This is a genomic window from Ditibartonella apis (genome assembly GCF_001952075.1).
Lineage (GTDB): Bacteria > Pseudomonadota > Alphaproteobacteria > Rhizobiales > Rhizobiaceae > Bartonella > Bartonella apis.
In genome coordinates this window covers 802,922-820,853 of sequence record NZ_LXYU01000001.1, presented here as the reverse complement: position 1 = coordinate 820,853, position 17,932 = coordinate 802,922, and the positions used below count along the sequence as shown (strand labels likewise).

The 17,932-nt window shown below is 46.1% G+C and carries 15 protein-coding genes; 3 read left to right on the top strand and 12 right to left on the bottom strand.

The annotated features are described in order from the left end of the window. Window positions 1-187: 187 nt before the first annotated feature. From PEB0122_RS03710 to PEB0122_RS03680, 7 genes are all read right to left on the bottom strand, one after another. Window positions 188-1,036, bottom strand: a complete 849-nt coding sequence (locus tag PEB0122_RS03710) for an aldo/keto reductase (RefSeq protein ID WP_075915500.1) — start codon at window positions 1,034-1,036, stop codon at window positions 188-190. Window positions 1,037-1,708: 672 nt separating this feature from the next. Then, the gene (locus PEB0122_RS03705; RefSeq protein ID WP_075869222.1) at window positions 1,709-2,395 is read right to left on the bottom strand and encodes an MOSC domain-containing protein; all 687 of its coding nucleotides are present in this window, start codon (window positions 2,393-2,395) and stop codon (window positions 1,709-1,711) included. Between the two features lie 52 nt (window positions 2,396-2,447). Beyond that, window positions 2,448-4,346: an AsmA family protein gene (locus PEB0122_RS03700; RefSeq protein ID WP_075915499.1), complete on the bottom strand. Its 1,899-nt coding sequence runs from the start codon at window positions 4,344-4,346 to the stop codon at window positions 2,448-2,450. Window positions 4,347-4,531: 185 nt separating this feature from the next. Next, complete coding sequence (locus PEB0122_RS03695) at window positions 4,532-5,230, bottom strand: polysaccharide deacetylase family protein (protein WP_075915498.1); 699 nt, start codon at window positions 5,228-5,230, stop codon at window positions 4,532-4,534. 1 nt (window position 5,231) lies between these two features. Then, window positions 5,232-5,972, bottom strand: coding sequence for a glycosyltransferase family 25 protein (locus PEB0122_RS03690; protein WP_075915497.1), 741 nt, complete (start codon window positions 5,970-5,972; stop codon window positions 5,232-5,234). A 106-nt stretch (window positions 5,973-6,078) separates the two neighbouring features. Further along, a complete protein-coding gene (locus PEB0122_RS03685; protein WP_075915496.1) occupies window positions 6,079-6,705 on the bottom strand; it encodes a glycosyltransferase family 29 protein in 627 nt (208 codons plus the stop codon). Between the two features lie 233 nt (window positions 6,706-6,938). Then, window positions 6,939-7,820, bottom strand: a complete 882-nt coding sequence (locus tag PEB0122_RS03680; protein WP_075915495.1) for a LysR family transcriptional regulator — start codon at window positions 7,818-7,820, stop codon at window positions 6,939-6,941. 91 nt (window positions 7,821-7,911) lie between these two features. On the opposite strand from PEB0122_RS03680, the gene PEB0122_RS03675 reads away from it, so the two are divergent. From PEB0122_RS03675 to folD, 3 genes are all read left to right on the top strand, one after another. Next, entirely contained in the window at window positions 7,912-8,319 is a 408-nt protein-coding gene (locus PEB0122_RS03675) for a CidA/LrgA family protein (RefSeq protein WP_075869228.1), read from the top strand. 19 nt (window positions 8,320-8,338) lie between these two features. After that, entirely contained in the window at window positions 8,339-9,049 is a 711-nt protein-coding gene (locus PEB0122_RS03670) for an LrgB family protein (protein WP_075869873.1), read from the top strand. A gap of 453 nt (window positions 9,050-9,502) precedes the next feature. After that, window positions 9,503-10,402 carry a bifunctional methylenetetrahydrofolate dehydrogenase/methenyltetrahydrofolate cyclohydrolase FolD gene (gene folD, locus PEB0122_RS03660; protein WP_075915493.1) on the top strand — a complete coding sequence of 300 codons (900 nt, stop codon included), beginning with the start codon at window positions 9,503-9,505 and terminating at the stop codon, window positions 10,400-10,402. Window positions 10,403-10,524: 122 nt separating this feature from the next. Here the strand turns inward: folD and edd are convergent, their stop codons facing one another. The 5 genes from edd to PEB0122_RS03635 all read right to left on the bottom strand — a co-directional run bounded on the left by edd (window position 10,525) and on the right by PEB0122_RS03635 (window position 17,651). Next, window positions 10,525-12,360 (bottom strand): phosphogluconate dehydratase, encoded by a 1,836-nt coding sequence (edd, locus tag PEB0122_RS03655; RefSeq protein ID WP_075869230.1) that lies wholly within the window; start codon window positions 12,358-12,360, stop codon window positions 10,525-10,527. Window positions 12,361-12,374: 14 nt separating this feature from the next. After that, window positions 12,375-13,142: a 6-phosphogluconolactonase gene (gene pgl / locus PEB0122_RS03650; RefSeq protein WP_075869231.1), complete on the bottom strand. Its 768-nt coding sequence runs from the start codon at window positions 13,140-13,142 to the stop codon at window positions 12,375-12,377. 10 nt (window positions 13,143-13,152) lie between these two features. Next, window positions 13,153-14,631 carry a glucose-6-phosphate dehydrogenase gene (zwf, locus tag PEB0122_RS03645; RefSeq protein WP_075869232.1) on the bottom strand — a complete coding sequence of 493 codons (1,479 nt, stop codon included), beginning with the start codon at window positions 14,629-14,631 and terminating at the stop codon, window positions 13,153-13,155. Between the two features lie 303 nt (window positions 14,632-14,934). Then, the gene (locus tag PEB0122_RS03640) at window positions 14,935-16,212 is read right to left on the bottom strand and encodes an NAD(P)/FAD-dependent oxidoreductase (protein ID WP_075869233.1); all 1,278 of its coding nucleotides are present in this window, start codon (window positions 16,210-16,212) and stop codon (window positions 14,935-14,937) included. 11 nt (window positions 16,213-16,223) lie between these two features. Continuing rightward, complete coding sequence (locus PEB0122_RS03635) at window positions 16,224-17,651, bottom strand: glutamine synthetase family protein (protein ID WP_075869234.1); 1,428 nt, start codon at window positions 17,649-17,651, stop codon at window positions 16,224-16,226. Window positions 17,652-17,932 lie beyond the last annotated feature (281 nt).

Below are 17,932 nucleotides of genomic sequence, written 5' to 3'. Positions count from 1 at the left end.
CCAATCGGCAACGGCATTCTCATCAAACAAGATTGTAAAAATTGAGGAAATTATTTGGCAATAAAATATAAGCAAGCACGCCGAAAATCGGACGTTTGATGTCTAAACAAAAAGCAAAAGCTTGAAACAGCTTCCGCTTTTAAAATTCTGTTTTCTCAAAACTTTCAGCCTGAATTTTTCATAAGATTCATGCCTGAAATTCGGAAGGGTCCGGCCCCATACGCCCATCCAATTTATCAAGCGCGGCAATAGCGTCATGATTTGCAGCGGTAAGCGCAAAATCGAATATATTGAAATTCTCGGCCATACGTTCCGGAGAGCTGGACTTTGGAATTGCAATCGTGCCCATTTCCATATGCCAGCGCAAAATGATTTGTGCGACAGTTTTATGATGTTCATCTGCAATTTTTTTCAGCACAGGATCATCAAAAAATTGGCCGCGTCCGAGAGGTGCCCATGCTTCGGTCAATATATTGTTTTTATCATGGAAAATGCGTAATTGCTTTTGTTGAAAATGCGGATGCAGTTCTACCTGATTGACTGCGGGGGCAACACCTGTTTCCTTGATAAGCCGTTCAAGATCGACAATACGGAAATTGCAAACGCCGATAGACCGGACACGATTTTCCTGTTTGAGTCTGATCAAAGCTTTCCACGTTTCCACAAACAGATCACGCGCTGGCAAGGGCCAATGGATAAGATAAAGATCAACCGCGTTCATGCGGAGCCGCTTTGCACTTTCTTCAAAAGCGCGCATCGTATTGTCATAGCCTTGGTCACTATTCCAGACTTTGGTGGCAATAAAAATATTTTTGCGGTCGATGCCTGAATCGGCAACACCAAGCCCGACACCTTCTTCGTTATCATAAGCTTTGGCTGTATCAATGTGCCGGTAGCCTGTCTTTATTGCCTGTTTAACAGCGTCTCTGGTATCGCGTTCGGGAATTTTAAAAACCCCGAAGCCCAATTGTGGAATGAACAAGCCATCATTCATCTTAAGCAAGGGAACCGATTTATTTTGTGAAAGTTCTGACATCTATTCTCCTTGATTATCCTATGCAATATGAACCACACTCCATCCCGTCAGCGACGTTCATGGATTTTCATTGGAGTAGATCATAATGCATAATCACCTGAATTGACAGTAAGGTAAAAACAGAATTCAAAAATAAAAAGTGATGTGCATAGCATAACTTATTTGAAATATGTTATTCCGATTAAATTCAACAATTAAACGTTAAAATTCAAATCGGAATATTTTGTTTTCCATGACTATTTTTCATCTCGATTAAATTAAGTGAATTTTTATATTTTATAAAAACATCTTCAAAAAATATTCTTTTATATTTTTAATTTTTCAAAAAATTTTAAAATTATGCGTCCTTCAGACTCCTTTAGATATTCAGGTGCTTCGCCTGACATGTCATTTTTGGTTCGCATTTTTTTTCAAAACCGGCTTATTCAGCCGTTGCAACAAAATGCCTTGATCCCTTGGCTTTTCACGATGTTTATATAACGAACAGGTGACAAACGCTGAAGCAAATTCCAATTTACCCGCAACGCGTTATTTTGCGGATAGCAACATCAAACCCCGCAAGGAAACATGAAAACTCTTGTTATTTTCCACGTTAATAAGGCTGAAGGTGTAGACAAGTAAAAGCTATGATCACCAATAAAGCACTGAAGCGAAAAAGCGCATACCGGATTATTATTTCGCTGCTCCATATAATCTCTTTGTCCAGTCTTCTATCTCGTGATTATCCAACCGCTTTTGGGCAAGAGAGCGCCAGCTTGGTGATAATTCGTTCAATGAAGCAATATGCGACAATTCTTCATAATCGGTTCTGGTTACATAAAAAGCCTTCCATAAACGATAAATCGTCCACTCTTCGTGCAACCGTTCGATAAGTTGAAGCTCGTCTTGCAGAGCTACTTCCCCCTCCTGCAACACACGATAGTACCAGCCCGTTCGCCCGCTTTTTTGCGTGCGCACCGACATATCGGCTACACCGAACCTGACATTGAGCCGGAAACAGGGCTGTCTTCCTTGCGAAACTTCTATGATCGCTTTCCCTAGACGATAAACATCCCCGACAGCAATATCTTTCTCGCTCAAACCGGAGGTTGACAGATTTTCCCCGAAGGCAGTCGGCGTATCAAAGACCGCTTTATGCCCAAGCTCGTTTTTCCAGAAAGCATAATGGTCAAAATCATAGTGATGAACGGCCTTTTCCATTCCACCATGATGTTTCTTGTCTGCCTGTTCGTCACCAATAAAACCGGTTTTGGTAAGAAACAAAGGTCGGTCAACCGGTTTTTTGTCAATCCCGCTTTGCAAGTTTTCTGGTCCTATTGCTTTTATCGGACCAACTGACAGTGCCAAAAGTTTTACCATTTTTTTAAAACCGATAATAATAGGTGCTGGTGGTTATGCCTCGAAATTGCTTTTAGTCCAGTTTCCCTTCTGACGCATTATTGCGCTGAAGATCGACGATGCCGTATGGAAATCGTCTGCCAGACATTGAAAAACCTAATGGTTTGACAAGACTGTTCATCAGACAGGTAACATCGGAGCAAGCTTTGTCGGAGCGTGGCACTTTTTTCAAGACCGCATCAAGTTTAATTTCGTAACCATTGCTTTTATTATCTTCAGTTTGAAGATCTGCCGTTCCTTTGGTCAAAAGTTGCCAATTGCCCATTTGAATGACCGATTTATCAATAACAAGATTTTCGTCGGTAATCGTTGTTTCGATATCCCATCTGTCAAAATCCGTCGACGCATCCGCGGAATTTTCAATCTGCGCTTCATCACCGCCGCCTATTGCTGTCCGCAGCTTTTCAATATCATATCCTTTGATATTGCCCTGCGACATATTCAACGTCAGATGGCCTTGCATTTTGGAAACAACTTCCGACCACCGGCTGAACGGGGCATGCATTGTCAAGATAAGACCGGTTTTTGCATTGACAAAGGAAGGATGACCGAAAGCCCGCGCTATTGATTGGAGGTCGAGAGAATTTCCTGAAACACGGCCTTCAATGCTGGCGTTATCATTATCACGACTGATCTGGATATTGGATTGGATGGCTCCACCAAATGCATTGGCATTGCCGAGATCGAAAATTCCCCGCCCGCTTCTGATCTGTATGGCAGCTGCAAGATTATTGAGAGTTATTGTTCCAAGCCGTGCCTCCGGTGCCGACATGCGGATATCAAGACCAATCAGGTCAAGAACCGAAAGATCAAGAAATTCGTTTTTTTCTTCATCCGGGAAAAATGTTGCAACCAATGTGTCAAGATTGAGCTTGTCAAAAGCAAGCGACCCGCTGATGACAGGCAGATGATCCTGATAGCCGGTGGCGAGTGCGCCGCGGGCATTATCATTTCCCAGTTTGAAATTGACATTGTTAAATTGCATATGACCGGGTTGGGCAGAAAAATCCGATTCCCAGACAACCGGCGCTTTCAATCCTTGTCCCAGCACCTGACGGTAACCGAGCCAATCCATGGTCTTGTTCCAGCCCGGAGAACGGGCTGCTATTCGTCCGTCAAAAATATAGCTTTCGGAAAGGCGCCCTTTTCCTTCAAAAGTAATACCGCCGCTTAAAGAATTAAGGCTGGCTCTAAGTTCGCTGGTACCGCCGGAAAAAAATATCAGTGCCTGCATCGCATCAATACGCAAATCGGTTGCTTTTCCGTGCCACATGGCATTGGCACGAAAACTTGCCGCTCTTGTTGATTCCGGCCATTCAAGCACAGCGTTAAGTGCCGTAATTTTTTCTGCCATCCCTCCGAGGTTTTTGCGATAGAGGAGCTCTCCATTGTCAATCACTATCCGCCCGAATGGTTGATTAAGAAGGCGGGTTATATCAGGATGATCAGGATTCTTGTTAACAATTTCGCGGGCTTCACGAACGGCTGCTCCGAAACTACCTTGCGACCTTGAAAGTGCGTCAAAAAAATCGGTAACTGTTTTGACCGGCTCTTCCATAACAAAATGTGGATTGATAATGCGGGTTTGCGAAAATGTGATGTGCCCGAACAAAGCATCAATGAGTGATAAATCGACTTCAATGCGCTCTGCTTCCATAAGTGGTGCCGTATCATCATTTGTCGGCGTGAGTATCACACCGGCCAATGATGCTTTAGGATAAGGGAAAAGATCAAGTTTCGGCGCTTCTCGCAATTGCACATTATAACCCGTCCATGCACTTAAATCCTGTGCAAGGCGGATGCGGATCGCATCGGTCGAAACGAGAGCCGGCAACAGCAGGAAAATCGCCACAACGATAAGTCCCAACAGCACAACCAGCGCGCCGACATATTTTACGTTTTTTCTGTGCACCTCGTCCCTTTACCTTTTATTAACCATAAATGATTAAAACCGAATTACATTTCGGCTTCCAGTGAAAGCTTGTTTCTGAAATGCCCTTGTTTAAATTTTTGCCGGGTTTTATTGCCCGGCATTTTTTTAATCGAATTTTATTCCAACAACAATGAAAATGCTGTGAAAGCGTAACTTATGCCCCGCTAGCGCAGAAGACACTTGGCTAAAAAATGCAAAATCGTGTCATTGCGGCGAATACTGTGTCTGGGCAATTCAAAATCCCCCTCGTTTCCCCGTGCACGCGATTTGACTGTTGTAACGGCATAACGATAACCGGCATTTTTTACGATTTTTTGGATGGCTTCATTTTCGTCACCAAAGGGATAGGCAAAAGATATAATGGGCGAGCCAAGTTCTTCTTCAAGTTTTGCCTTGTTTTCTATTATCTGGTGCTCTGCTTCCTCAATCGGAATATCTTTTAAATGCGGATGGTCATTTGTATGGCCACCGACTTCATGCCCATGCGCCGCCCAATCGCTCATTTGGTCGAATGTCATTATCTTGTCGCGCTGTGAACGTTCATTATCCCATGAATTGTCGAGCCCCATACGCGAAGAGACAAAAAAATTGGTTGCACTGAACCCCAATTCATCAAGAACAGGCATAGCATCCTGATAAACAGATAAAAAACCGTCGTCGAAAGTTATCGCCGCCACTTTTCCCTTTTTGCTGCCCCGAATATAAGGCATTGCTTCTTTGAGTGACAATCCTTGAAAGCCGATACGTTTCAGAACGCGCATTTGCCTTATAAATTTTTCAACCGTAACATAATTGGAGCGCCCCGGAATACCTGCCTTGGGCGGCGTACCTATATGATGATAAAGAAGTATGGGAACAGCCATATCAACCTTCCTGACGTTTCGATAGAACCTTTATGCGCTGCCGGTAGAGCGGGCGGGCTATTTCTCGATAAAGGCGGCCCAAAAAAGAATGTTTGCTTTTGATCGTCGAACCACCCAGTTTTTTTGAAATCTCGCGAACCACCGGAGGTAAAACAACCTGCGGATGGACGCCGGTTTTCCAATATAATTGTTCGGTCGTATCAACGGGACGATCGAATGTGGCTGTCGCATCAAGTAGTTTTCGGGCAGCATTACGACCCACCAGTTGGGCAACCTGCCCCAAACCGATTTCTGTCGGCCTGATAAGTTTAATATCGCCTTTTTCAGCGATTATTTTTCCTGTTTCGCGCACCCGAAAAGGAAAACGGATGAAACTTTCTTCATTGGCTTCCTCAACAGCAAACCGGAAAACTTCATCAAATCGCTCGTCCAGAGCAACATCGTCTTCAATGACAAATCCTGCATCCATTCCCCCGTCGACGATTTTTTGCCAGGCGCGTCTATGCGACAAAAAACACGCAATTTCGTTTTTTGACAAAGCAAAGGGATAAAAAGGACGATAGAGATGTTTTCTGTAAAATTGGATAATCGTCTTGTCAGCAAGGTCAAGACTATCAACAGCTCTTAACACCATTGCAGGACAAGGCAGCATTTTTTCGAGCAATTCAACTTGTATCTGTCGCTCATCCGCACGATCAAGATGGATAATCAGCGCTTTGATGGTTTTCTCTGAACCGTTCATATTCGACCCGAAAGTTTTAAAAACGGGCGGTTAAAGCCCGGCTTCCATACTAGGGACGAATGGAAAGGAAAACAATGTGAATTATGCCGCTTGCTCTTAAAATCGCTTATTCAAGGAAATGGCATGTTCCTTCATTGACACGTTCGCGAACCCATCTTTCTTCCGCGTTCCAAGCGTGATGTTTCCAACCTTTCCAGGTGAAGCCGCAAATGTAAATTTCCCACTCGGTCAAATCGTAGTGGTGTAGGAAATCCCAGATTCCGAGATAGCCGGTTGAAGGAAACCATTCCTTCAACTTTTCGTCTTTAATGCCAATTTCGGCACAGGCATCAAGGTAAAATTGTGCAGATTTTATCAGAATATCCTTACCCGCTTCACCGAGGACTTTAATTGCCTGCTTTGTCCAATCGACCCGACGATGTTTGAATAATTGCGACAGCAAACGCGGACGGGCAAAATAAGTTTTCATGATATAGGGATGGTAGACAAATGTAATCAATTCTGCCTGTTTGAAAAACTTGCCTTCAAGGAAAGTCGGGTCTTCCAGCTTTTCCTGCATCGGTTTGCCAGAATTACACATCATCAAACAACTTGTCTTCGAGCCGCTCCAACCATCAAGCAAACGTGGCTGATTGAAGCGTAAAACATAGTCGGCACTGTCTATTTCACGAGAAAGATCTCGCGGTAAATCGGCATTTCCTACAACAATAAACCGTCGTTTTTGAGTTTTCATACGCCTGATCCCAATTATGACGTTTTCGCCCGTTCTTTTTTAATGCATTGATGTCAATGCTTATAGTGACCGTTTTTCATGGAAAGAACAAAGGATTACGGCATTTTTATTAAAAGAAAAACAAAATAATAACAGCTTTTCTAAAAAATTTTTAAAAGCAACTTCCCGATATTTGTAATTAAACAGCCCACCTTTTGTCGAATTTTCGCACAAACTTCGTTCGACCATATTGATCACGGCGTGCCGTGATATTGCCGTGATAGACGCAACCATTCGCGAGCCGCATAGGAAAGGTGATTGTTACTGCGCCAAATTAATGCCATATGCCATTCGATCGCTGTATCGGTGATTTCGACGGTTTTAACATTTTTGACATTGCGTTTTTCTGCAATCATCCTTGGCAAAAACCCCACCCCCATACCGGCTGCAACAAGGCCGAACAAAAAGTCGATCTGGCTCGAGCGTGCCGAGACCACCGGTTCCAGCCCCTTTTCGTGAAATGCCTCCATCACAAGCGGCGTTAAAGCAAACTGGCTTGCAAAAAGCACGAACGGATATTCGGCAAGCTCTTTGGCTGTGATTTTTTTACGATCTCCTGCAAGGCTTGCAGGCATTAACGCGACAACGGGATCGTTGCGCACGTCCTGATAATCGAAGCCACTTGCAATCGGCACCAGAGAACCCGCAAGTTCGATTTCTCCCGTCCGCACCAGTTCCTCCAATTTTTTACTTCCGTGTTCAACAATATTGATGTCGATTTGCGGGTGTGAAGACGTATAGCGCGCAAGAACCGGAGCAAAAAGCTCCGAACTGCCAATCGGCGGAAGTCCGATTTTCAACACACCGCGTTTCAAGCCCTTCAATTCGGCAATCTCGCGTTCTATCGCCGTTTCTTCGGCAAGTATCCGTTGGGCATGCCGAAAGACATATTCACCCGCAGCTGTAAGTTGCATTTTTCCCTTGTTGCGATTGATCAATTTGGTTCCATACTGATTTTCAAGCTGGGCCAAAGATTTGCTAATTGTTGATTGAGTGGCATTCAAAACTTTCGCCGCAGCGGAAAAGCCGTTTTGACGAATAATTTCTACAAAAGCTTCAAGGGTTCTGATCTGCATGACTATGCTATATAGGAATAGTTAACATGAATTCAATTCATTTTACGAATGGCACTTGATCACTTATCTAACGCTCCGTCAGGAGTACAAAATGATACATCGTCTAGCAATTCAAACGCGCCATCTTTTTCATCACAACATATTTGCCCAGATCGGGCTCATTTGCGTGTTCTGGATTATTGGCGAAATTATTACCTGGGCATTTAACCTACCGATTCCGGGGGCAATTATCGGCATGGTGCTGGCGCTCGTTGCACTGGCTAGCGGGAAACTTAGCATATTAAGCATGAAACGTGCTGCCGATTGGCTTATTGCCGAAATGCTTTTGTTTTTCGTTCCGGCTGTTCTGGCCCTTCTCAATCACAAAGAATTTATCGGATTATTAGGTATCAAAATTCTGGTCGTTATTTTGGGCGGTACCTTTGTTGTTATGAGCATTACCGCCTTGACCATAGACCTTTGTTACCGTTGGATGTTAATGCGCCATGTCAAACATTGAAACCGACCTTGAACGCTATATGGCGGATATCGAGCTTTATACGAGCCCGGTTTTCAAAACTGTTTTCTGGTCACTCGTTACAATTCTCCTCTATATGGCGGCTAAAGCTTTTTACCGTCGTTTTTCTTACTGGTGGCTGACACCATTGGCAGTAACGCCACTGCTGCTGATGATTGTTGTTGTTCTGCTTAAAGGCGATTACGCCCATTACATCAAAGCAACGCATTGGTTGGTTGCAATTCTGGGGCCGGTTACCGTTGCCTTTGCAGTTCCGATCTGGCAGCAACGCCGCATCATTGCCAGAAACTGGTTCATTCTCGCTATTGGCATTATCGTCGGTTCTTTTGCCTCGATGATGTCAGCATGGGGACTTGCAACACTTATGCAATTGGACCCTGCTTTGCGGCTAAGTTTGATGCCGCGCTCGATCAGTACACCTTTTGCCATGGAAGTTTCGGGCGACATTGGCGGCATTCCGGATTTGACAGCAGTATTTGTTGTGTTGACCGGCGTTCTCGGAGCAGCGTTAGGCGAGGTTATTGTCAAATATTTGCCGCTGCGCTCTTCAATTGCTCGCGGTGCCCTTTTCGGCATGGGCGCGCATGGTGCAGGTGTCGCCCGCGCCCACCAGATGGGACGCGAGGAGGGTTCGATTGCCGGCCTCGTTATGGTGATGGTCGGTATTGTCAACGTCTTGTTGGCACCGATTCTCGGGTGGCTTTTGAAATAGAACAAAAGATATGCGGTTCTTTATAAAAATCGCATATCTTCGTTTGTTGAGTGATATTCGTTTTCACACAGATCTCCCATAACGCCAATTTGCACTAAAAATAGCGGTTGCTGTCTTGCTATTCAGCCTTTGCTGTATTTCTATCGGGCCAGCAAGGTTTGCCCCTTTCAAATCAATTCCGGAAATTTTTCGGTATGAAAAGAATGGATTTTTGATCCTTTAAAATTTGACCACTCTTTAAAATAGCAACCGGTGCCCTTTATGCCTTCCGGATAATGAACGACATCAGGTAAAGCTGAACCGGTTTTTCCCGCACTTGCGCTGCACTTGTGCTTGAAGTGGTTATTTTCCACTTCCTTTGTGCCAAACATGTACAATCTTGACACAATGACCTGTTCTAGTTCAGGAAAATGCTCTAAAGCAGAACAAAAAGCCTAGTGAAAGGATTCCTTTATGGCCAATGTGATTGACGGGAAAAAGCTTTCTGAAGATATCCTTGCCAAGGTAAAACAGGAAACAGCTGTTTTACGTGAACAACACGATATCCAACCGGGAATTGCGGTTATTATTGTAGGGGAAGATTCTGCCAGTAAAGTTTATGTCGCGTCCAAGGAAAAGCGCGCTGAAGAATGTGGTTTTTTATCCAACAAATATGAACTGGATGAAAAAACCAGCGAGGCGGATTTGCTTGCCCTCGTCAAGGAATTGAATGCCGACAAAAATATTCACGGTATTCTGGTGCAATTGCCATTGCCCGCGCATATCAATGCCGATCATGTGATACAGACAATTTCTCCGGATAAGGATGTTGACGGTTTTCACTATATCAATGCAGGTAAAGTTATGACCGGTGCAATCGAAGATGCATTCGTTCCCTGCACTCCCGCCGGTATCATGCTGATGGTTGAACATGGACTGGGTAAAGATCTTTCAGGCCTTGATGCCGTAGTTGTCGGCCGCTCGAATATTGTTGGAAAACCTGTTGCAGCGCTCCTTCTTGCTGCCAATGCGACAGTAACGATTGCCCATAGCCGCACCCGCGAGATTGATGATGTCTGCCGTAGCGCCGATATTCTTGTGGCCGCTGTCGGTAAACCGGAAATGATCAAAGGTGACTGGATAAAACCCGGTGCAACTGTCATTGATGTCGGCATCAACCGCATTCCCGCACCTGAAAAAGGTCAGGGGAAAACCCGTCTCGTCGGTGACGTCGAATATAAAACCGCAGAAAAAGTGGCGGGCTTCATTACCCCTGTTCCGGGCGGTGTTGGTCCGATGACAATTGCAATGTTAATGGCAAATACGTTGAAAGCTGCGTGCAAAGCAAACAATTTGCCATTGCCAAAGTTCTGATGTGATTGCAACATTTCTTTTCCAACATTTGTTGGATGGATGTCATTTCATGAAATAAACGAAAAACGCTCCGGAATGTTCAAATCCGGAGCGTTTTTTATGAATAGAAAAGTTTGGACCAGCTATTTGCTCAAAGGCCCGACGACAACACTTGCTCCTTGATCGGCCCGCCCGACAAATTCGCGGAAGACACGGAAAAGTTCGCGTCCGGTTCCGAATTCATTGGCTGAAAGATCAGGGTGTTTGATTGGTCTATTGTTGAATTCCTTTTCATCAACAAGAATTGTCAATGTTCCGTCATTGGCATCAAGCCGGATCATATCTCCGTCTTTCAACCGTGCAATCGGCCCGTTGTCCAGTGCCTCGGGCGTGACATGGATTGCAGCCGGAATTTTGCCGGATGCGCCGGACATACGACCATCGGTAACAAGAGCAATCTTTTGTCCGCGATCCTGCAACACGCCGAGAACTGTTGTGAGTTTATGTAATTCCGGCATGCCGTTGGCTTTTGGTCCCTGATAGCGCACAACTGCAACAAAATCCTTGCCATCAAGTTTGCCGGCTTTGAAAGCCTCTTGAAGTTCCAACTGGTCATTGAAAACCAGCGCCGGTGCTTCAATCAACCAGCGTTCGGGTTTGACTGCCGATACTTTGATAATAGCCGCCCCCATATTGCCGGAAAGCACACGAATACCACCATCCGGTTGGAAGGGTTTCCGCCAGCCGGCGAGCACCTTTTCATCGCCACTTTTTTCCGGCGCCGGTTCGCGCACCACTTGTCCGTCACTTCCCAGTTTCGGTTCGGTTGCATAGGCACTCAAGCCCTCGCCGACGACTGTGCGGACATCTTCATGAACGAGACCCGCTTCAATCAATTGTTTAATCACAAAGCCCATACCGCCAGCGGCATGGAAATAGTTCACATCGGCAAGACCGTTGGGATAAACCCTCGCAATAAGCGGAACGACCGACGAAATTTCGGCAATATCGCCCCAGGTAAGATCAATACCCGCGGCATGAGCCATAGCAATCAAATGGATTGTATGGTTCGTTGAACCACCAGTTGCATTCAATCCGACAATGGCATTAACAAACGACCTTTCGTCGATCATCGCACCGACCGGCGTATATTCATTACCAAGGGCGGTAATCTTGAGGGCGCGTCTGGTGGCTTCGCGCGTTAATGCATCGCGTAACGGCGTATTGGGGTTGATGAATGCGGCTCCTGGCATATGAAGCCCCATCATTTCCATCATCATCTGGTTGGAATTGGCCGTTCCATAGAAAGTGCACGTTCCCGGTGCATGATAGGATGTCGCTTCCGATTGCAGCAACGCTTTGCGGTCGACCTTGCCTTCGGCATAAAGCTGGCGGATTTCCGCTTTCTTGTCGTTGCCCTGACCGGTTGTCATCGGGCCCGACGGCACAAAAATTGCGGGGATATGCCCGAACGTCAACGCGGCTATCAAAAGTCCCGGGACAATCTTGTCGCAGATGCCGAGATAAAGTGCAGCATCAAACACATCATGCGAAAGACCGACAGCTGCTGCCATAGCAATCACATCACGTGAAAAAAGCGACAGTTCCATGCCGGTATAACCTTGGGTAATACCATCACACATCGCCGGAACACCGCTTGCAACTTCGGCTACACCGCCAGCTTCACGTGCTGCTTCCCTGATAATTTTCGGAAAAACTTCAAAGGGCTGATGCGCAGACAACATGTCATTATAGGCTGTAATAATGCCGATATTACCGACGACATCTTCTTTCAACCGTTCTTTATCAAGCGGTACGCAGGCGGCAAAGCTGTGCGCCTGATTGGCACAGGCAAAAAAGCTGCGACGCGGGCGATTTCGTGCTGCATGGGTGATGCGGTCAAGATAGATTTCGCGACTTTTTTTGGACCGTTCACGAATCCGGTCTGTCACGGCAGCAATTGTGCCTGAAAGAGACATCTTCTCTATTTCTCCTAAACTGAAACTGTATCAAATAACGAATGGGTTCCATCCGTGATCTGCTTTTCCTCTTCATTCGGCGACCAGTAAACCTGAACAGGATGGCGCGTATTTTTCAATACAGCGCGAATAGGCAGTTCTTCAACCGGCCCATCTTGCAAAGCCCGTTCAAAAACATCCAGTTTCGTCTGACCTTCAATATGAAGAGCAATAAAGCGTGCTTCAACGATCACCGGCAATGTAAGTGTCAGGCGGGCTTCCTTCAAGCCACGTGCATGAATTGGCAAGACCAGTGCACGTGACTCGGTGTCAATGGCCTGTTTCAATCGGTCGCCGCCCGGAAAGAACGAAGCTGTATGCCCGTCGGTTCCCATACCAAGCACGATCACATCAAAAGGCCTTGGCAGGCTGTTGATGCGGCTTGCTGCGGAAAATGCCGCAAGCTCTGCAGTAATAGACGGGTTATAGAGGCCATAAAAGCGCGCTTTCGAGGCAAAATTTTGTAATAGGCTTGAACGCACAAGACGCTCGTTGGAACGATCATCTGTCACCGGTACAAAACGTTCGTCCACCAAAGTGACGAGAATATTTTTCCAGTCGATATCTGCCTTGGCGAGATAATGGAAAAAAAGTTCCGGCGTTTTACCACCTGACACTGCCAGCACTGCCTGTTTGCGTTCAACTATGGCAACACTCAATTCCGCTGCAACCCGATCAGCCAACGCTGAAGCCAATGCCGAAGGCGTATCGAAATTCAGCCGGTTTGTATCCATCAAGCTCATAACAAATACCCTAAACTGTATCGTTCCATGTACGACCATCCCGCTCGATCAGAGCAATCGATTTTGATGGCCCCCATGTTCCCGCGGTATAGCCTTGCACCGGCATTTTTGTCGCTTCCCATCCTTCTTCGATAGGGTCAACAAATCCCCAGGCAGCTTCGACTTCGTCACGTCGCATGAACAGCGTCTGGTTGCCGCGTACAGCATCCATCAACAAGCGTTCATAAGCATCGGGATTGCGAACCGGAAATGAATCGGCAAATGTCATATCAAGCGGCACATGATGAAGCCGCATTCCACCCGGCCCCGGATCCTTGATCATCAACCATTGTTTGACACCTTCATCAGGCTGCAAACGGATGACCAGCCGGTTGGGTACGATTTCACCAGCCTCGCTGCCGAAAATGTTATACGGAATGGGTTTGAAAGTGACGACAATTTCCGACATTCTTGTAGCAAGACGTTTGCCGGTGCGTAAATAGAAGGGTGCCCCCGCCCAACGCCAATTGTTGATATCAACTTTCAAAGCAACAAATGTTTCGGTATTGCTTTTATCTTTTTTTAGATCATCGAGATAGGAACCGACAGGTCCGCTTGTCGAAGCACCAGCCATATATTGCCCGCGTACCGTGTGGGTTGTTACATTATGGCTGTCAATGCGCGAAAGCGAATGCAGAACTTTAAGTTTCTCGTCACGGACAACATCGGCTGTATTGGCTGAAGGAGGTTCCATCGCGACCAGACACAAAAGTTGCAGCATATGGTTTTGCACCATGTCGCGAAGGGCGCCTGCATTGTCATAATAACCGGCACGTCCCTCAAGCCCCACTGATTCAGCCACTGTTATCTGGACATGATCGATGTGGGCGGAATTCCACAATGGTTCATAAAGAGCATTGGCAAAGCGCAATGCCATCAAATTCTGGACAGTTTCCTTGCCAAGATAATGGTCGATTCTGAAAATCTGGTTCTCGTGGAAAACCCGCGCCAATGTATCGTTAAGCTTGGTTGCTGTTTCACGATCCCGTCCAATCGGTTTTTCGACGATAATGCGGGTTTCGTCGGTGACCAGACCATTTTTGCCCAAATGTTCGGCAATGCTACCGAAAAGTGCCGGACTGACCGCCAGATAAAAGGCTCTGATCGTGCTAGCCGAGGGGATCTCGATTGCTTTTTTCAACTTATCCCAACCGTCATCGGTTGTCGCATCGACGGGAACGTAACTCAGCCGTTTGAGAAAACGGTCGACTTCGCCCTTGTCGATATCAGCGGCAGAAACGTGTTTCTCGATCGCTTGACGGGCAAAATTGCGATATTCCTCATCGGTCAGTTTTGACCGTGATGTACCGATAATACGTGTCGGTTCACTGAATTGTCCCGAACATTGGCGATGATAGAGCGCAGGAAAGAGTTTTCTTTCGGCAAGATCGCCTGCACCGCCAAACACGATGCAATCAAACGGGGGTATAGGAATTATTTTACTTACCATGAAAATACCAAAGTCCTTAGACGCTTTACCTTAAGTCTTAATTTTCACTCATATCATATTATATATGCCTTGAGGTGCTGAATAAGCTGTTAATTTGGCAATGACTTCACCATTAATTTTGTGTTTCAAGTCATTAAATTTTATCAGAAACGCTTTTTTTAAAGGTGTCGCACAAACAATCGGCTTTTTTTTCTTGCCGATTTTTGATGGCTTAACATTTTTCGTTTCGCTCGTTCCGCCTCTTTCCGCCGCGTATCGACCGGCAACGCGATAATATTCAGGCCGATAGAACTTTAAAAAACATCAAAATCTGTCCATCAATGCGAAAAAGCGCATTGCAAGCCAAAGCAACGGTCTTCTTAAAGTTTTGCCCCCCGGAAAAGGCGAAATTTTCAAATCTTTGAAACAGCGAATACGATCGCCTTTTTCTGTTATACTTTCCGCATAAAGTTTTCCCATAAACGGAGCAAGCATAACACCGTGGCCCGAATAGCCGCCGCAATAAGTAACATTTGGCATAATGTCACGAATATAAGGCATGCGTTCGACCGTTATCGCCACGGTTCCTCCCCAGCAATGGGTTATTTCGATTTCCTTTAATTTCGGGAAAATTTCCACCATTTGCGCACGAATGCGATCGCCAAGATGGTCAGCCACCGCATTATCATAGCTCTCGACACCGCCAAAAAGCAGGCGATTATCAATGCTTTTTCTGAAATAGCGGACGACGAAGCGCGAGTCGTCTACGGACTCTCTACCACGTAAAATTTCACTATCAATCGGCAACGGAGCTGTCGCGCCGATATATGAACGTATCGGAACAATGGTGCGATCTACAAAACCTTTTAGCCCTTGATTGTAACCATTGGTGGCAAGCAGGACGTATTTCGATTTGATATATCCATCCGGCGTTGTAACGATACAATCATCATTCCTCTTTTCAAGTGACGTAGCGGGCGTTTTTTCATAAAGTTCCGCACCGGCTTCCGACGCAAGAGACGCAAGTCCGACAACCAGTTTTAACGGATTGATGTGGCCGGTGCCGGTATCGCGGATGCCGCCATAATAGAAATTTGAACCCAAACGTTCTTTTGTCTCTTTCCCGTCCATGAACGACAATTGCTCATAGCCATAGCGCGCCATATTTTCGACATGCGCCTGATAGGCCGCAATTTCGCGCTTTTTATGGATAAGTGATAATTGTCCGGGAAAATAGTCGAGGGCTATTTGGCTGTCGAGGTTGATGATGTCTTTTTTGGCTTCTTCAGCCAAATCGAACAAAGCCTTTGTCCGCTCGTATCCAAGATTTTTTTCAAGCTTTTCTACCCATTGCCGTTGACCGGTCCCGAGTTGCCCGCCATTGCGGCCGGAGGCTCCATCGCCAAATCGTGCACCGTCGACAAGCACAACACGAAGTCCAGCTTTTGCCAGATGATAGCTTGCCGAAAGTCCGGTGAAGCCACCTCCGATAATTGCCACGTCACAATCTTTTTTCTCGTGAAGAGAGGGGTACGACGGACGATTGGCAACACTGAATTCATACCATGATATACCCGGCGAAATGGAATTCTCGTGAAACATCAACTGATATCCTAAACATTAAGCAGCAAATATTCCCGCTCCCAAGGACTGATAACTTCCATGAACGTCTCGAATTCCTGTCGTTTGATCGCAGCATAGGTGTTGACAAATGCGTCCCCCAACACCGACCGCAACCGCTTGTTTTCGTCAAACAACGCAACAGCTTCTACAAGTCCGCGTGGCAAATCGACCCGATCGGCATTAACAGTCTTTGACGACGGTTCATCAGGTTCGAGTTTGTCGATTAGCCCGATAAGACCGCAGGCGAGTGATGCCGCAAGTGCGAGATAAGGATTGGCATCGGAAGACGGAAGACGATTTTCTACCCGACGTGCCTGAGGTGCCGAACGGGGAACACGAAATGCCGTTGTGCGATTGTCGTACCCCCAATGGAGGTTGACCGGCGCCGAAAGATCGGGCACCAAACGGCGATAGGAATTGACATAAGGCGCAAGCATAACCATTGCACTTGCCATATGTTTTTGTAAGCCCCCAAGAAAATACCGGAAGGCTTCACTTTCACTTCCATCCTCGCGGGTAAAAATATTGTTTCCCGTCTTCACGTCGACAATAGATTGATGGATATGCATGGCTGAACCGGGCTGACCCTCTATGGGTTTGGCCATAAAGGTTGCATACATATCATGCTTGAATGCCGCCTCCCGAATGGTGCGCTTGAACAGAAAAACCTGATCGGCGAGTTCGATCGGATCACCGTGACGCAAATTGATCTCGAGCTGGCCCGCCCCTTCTTCATGGATCAATGTGTCAATTTCCAAGCCTTGCGCTTCGGAAAAATGGTACATGTCGTCGATCAATTCGTCGAATTCGTTAACGCCGGCAATAGAATACCCCTGCCCTCCACCGATTGCGCGACCGGAGCGGCCGACGGGCGGTGTCAACGGATAATCTGGATCAGGATTTTTCTGGACAAGATAAAATTCGATTTCCGGTGCCACCACCGGCTTCAGCCCCAACTTTGTGTATGCTTCCACCACATTGCGCAAAACATTGCGCGGCGTAAATTCCACCCTTTTGCCTGTCTGGTAGACAATATCACAAATAACCTGCGCGGTCGGATCATCTTCCCAAGGGACAACGCTTAAAGTTGCAAGATCGGGCTCCAGCCGCAAATCGCCATCATCGGCAGGATAATGGAAACCGTTGCCATCCTCGGGATAATCGCCGGAAATTGTCGCCATAAACACAGCTGATGGCAGAGCAAGCGACGTATCGGAAGTAAATTTGTTTGACGGCATCATTTTGCCGCGTGCGACACCTGCCTGATCGGGTGTAATACATTCAATGTCTTCAATACCGCGAAAGGCCAGCCATTCCGACGCTTCTTTCCAATTTTTCACGCCATAAATATTCTTGAGATAAGCGTGCTGTATTTTTGTATTTTTGTCTTTTGTCTTTTTTGTTTTTTTCACAGTCATAAAACACCAAATTGAAATGTGTATCGTCTAATCAATATTAACAATCAATTCTGAAAAATTGTGACGGGCACAATCATTTGTCAACCTGACAATTGCCTTTCAATCGCCTTGCATCGAACCATCAGGACCAATTATAACCTACTATAATTTATTGTTGCGGTCTTGCCTGAAGCTGACCCTGTCAACATTGCCCTTCACTTTCCTATTGCCGCCGTCAATCCGGCGCTTTGTGCAAACTTGCGCTCTGTGCAATCTGGCGAGAAAAATACTTTTTCTTGAAG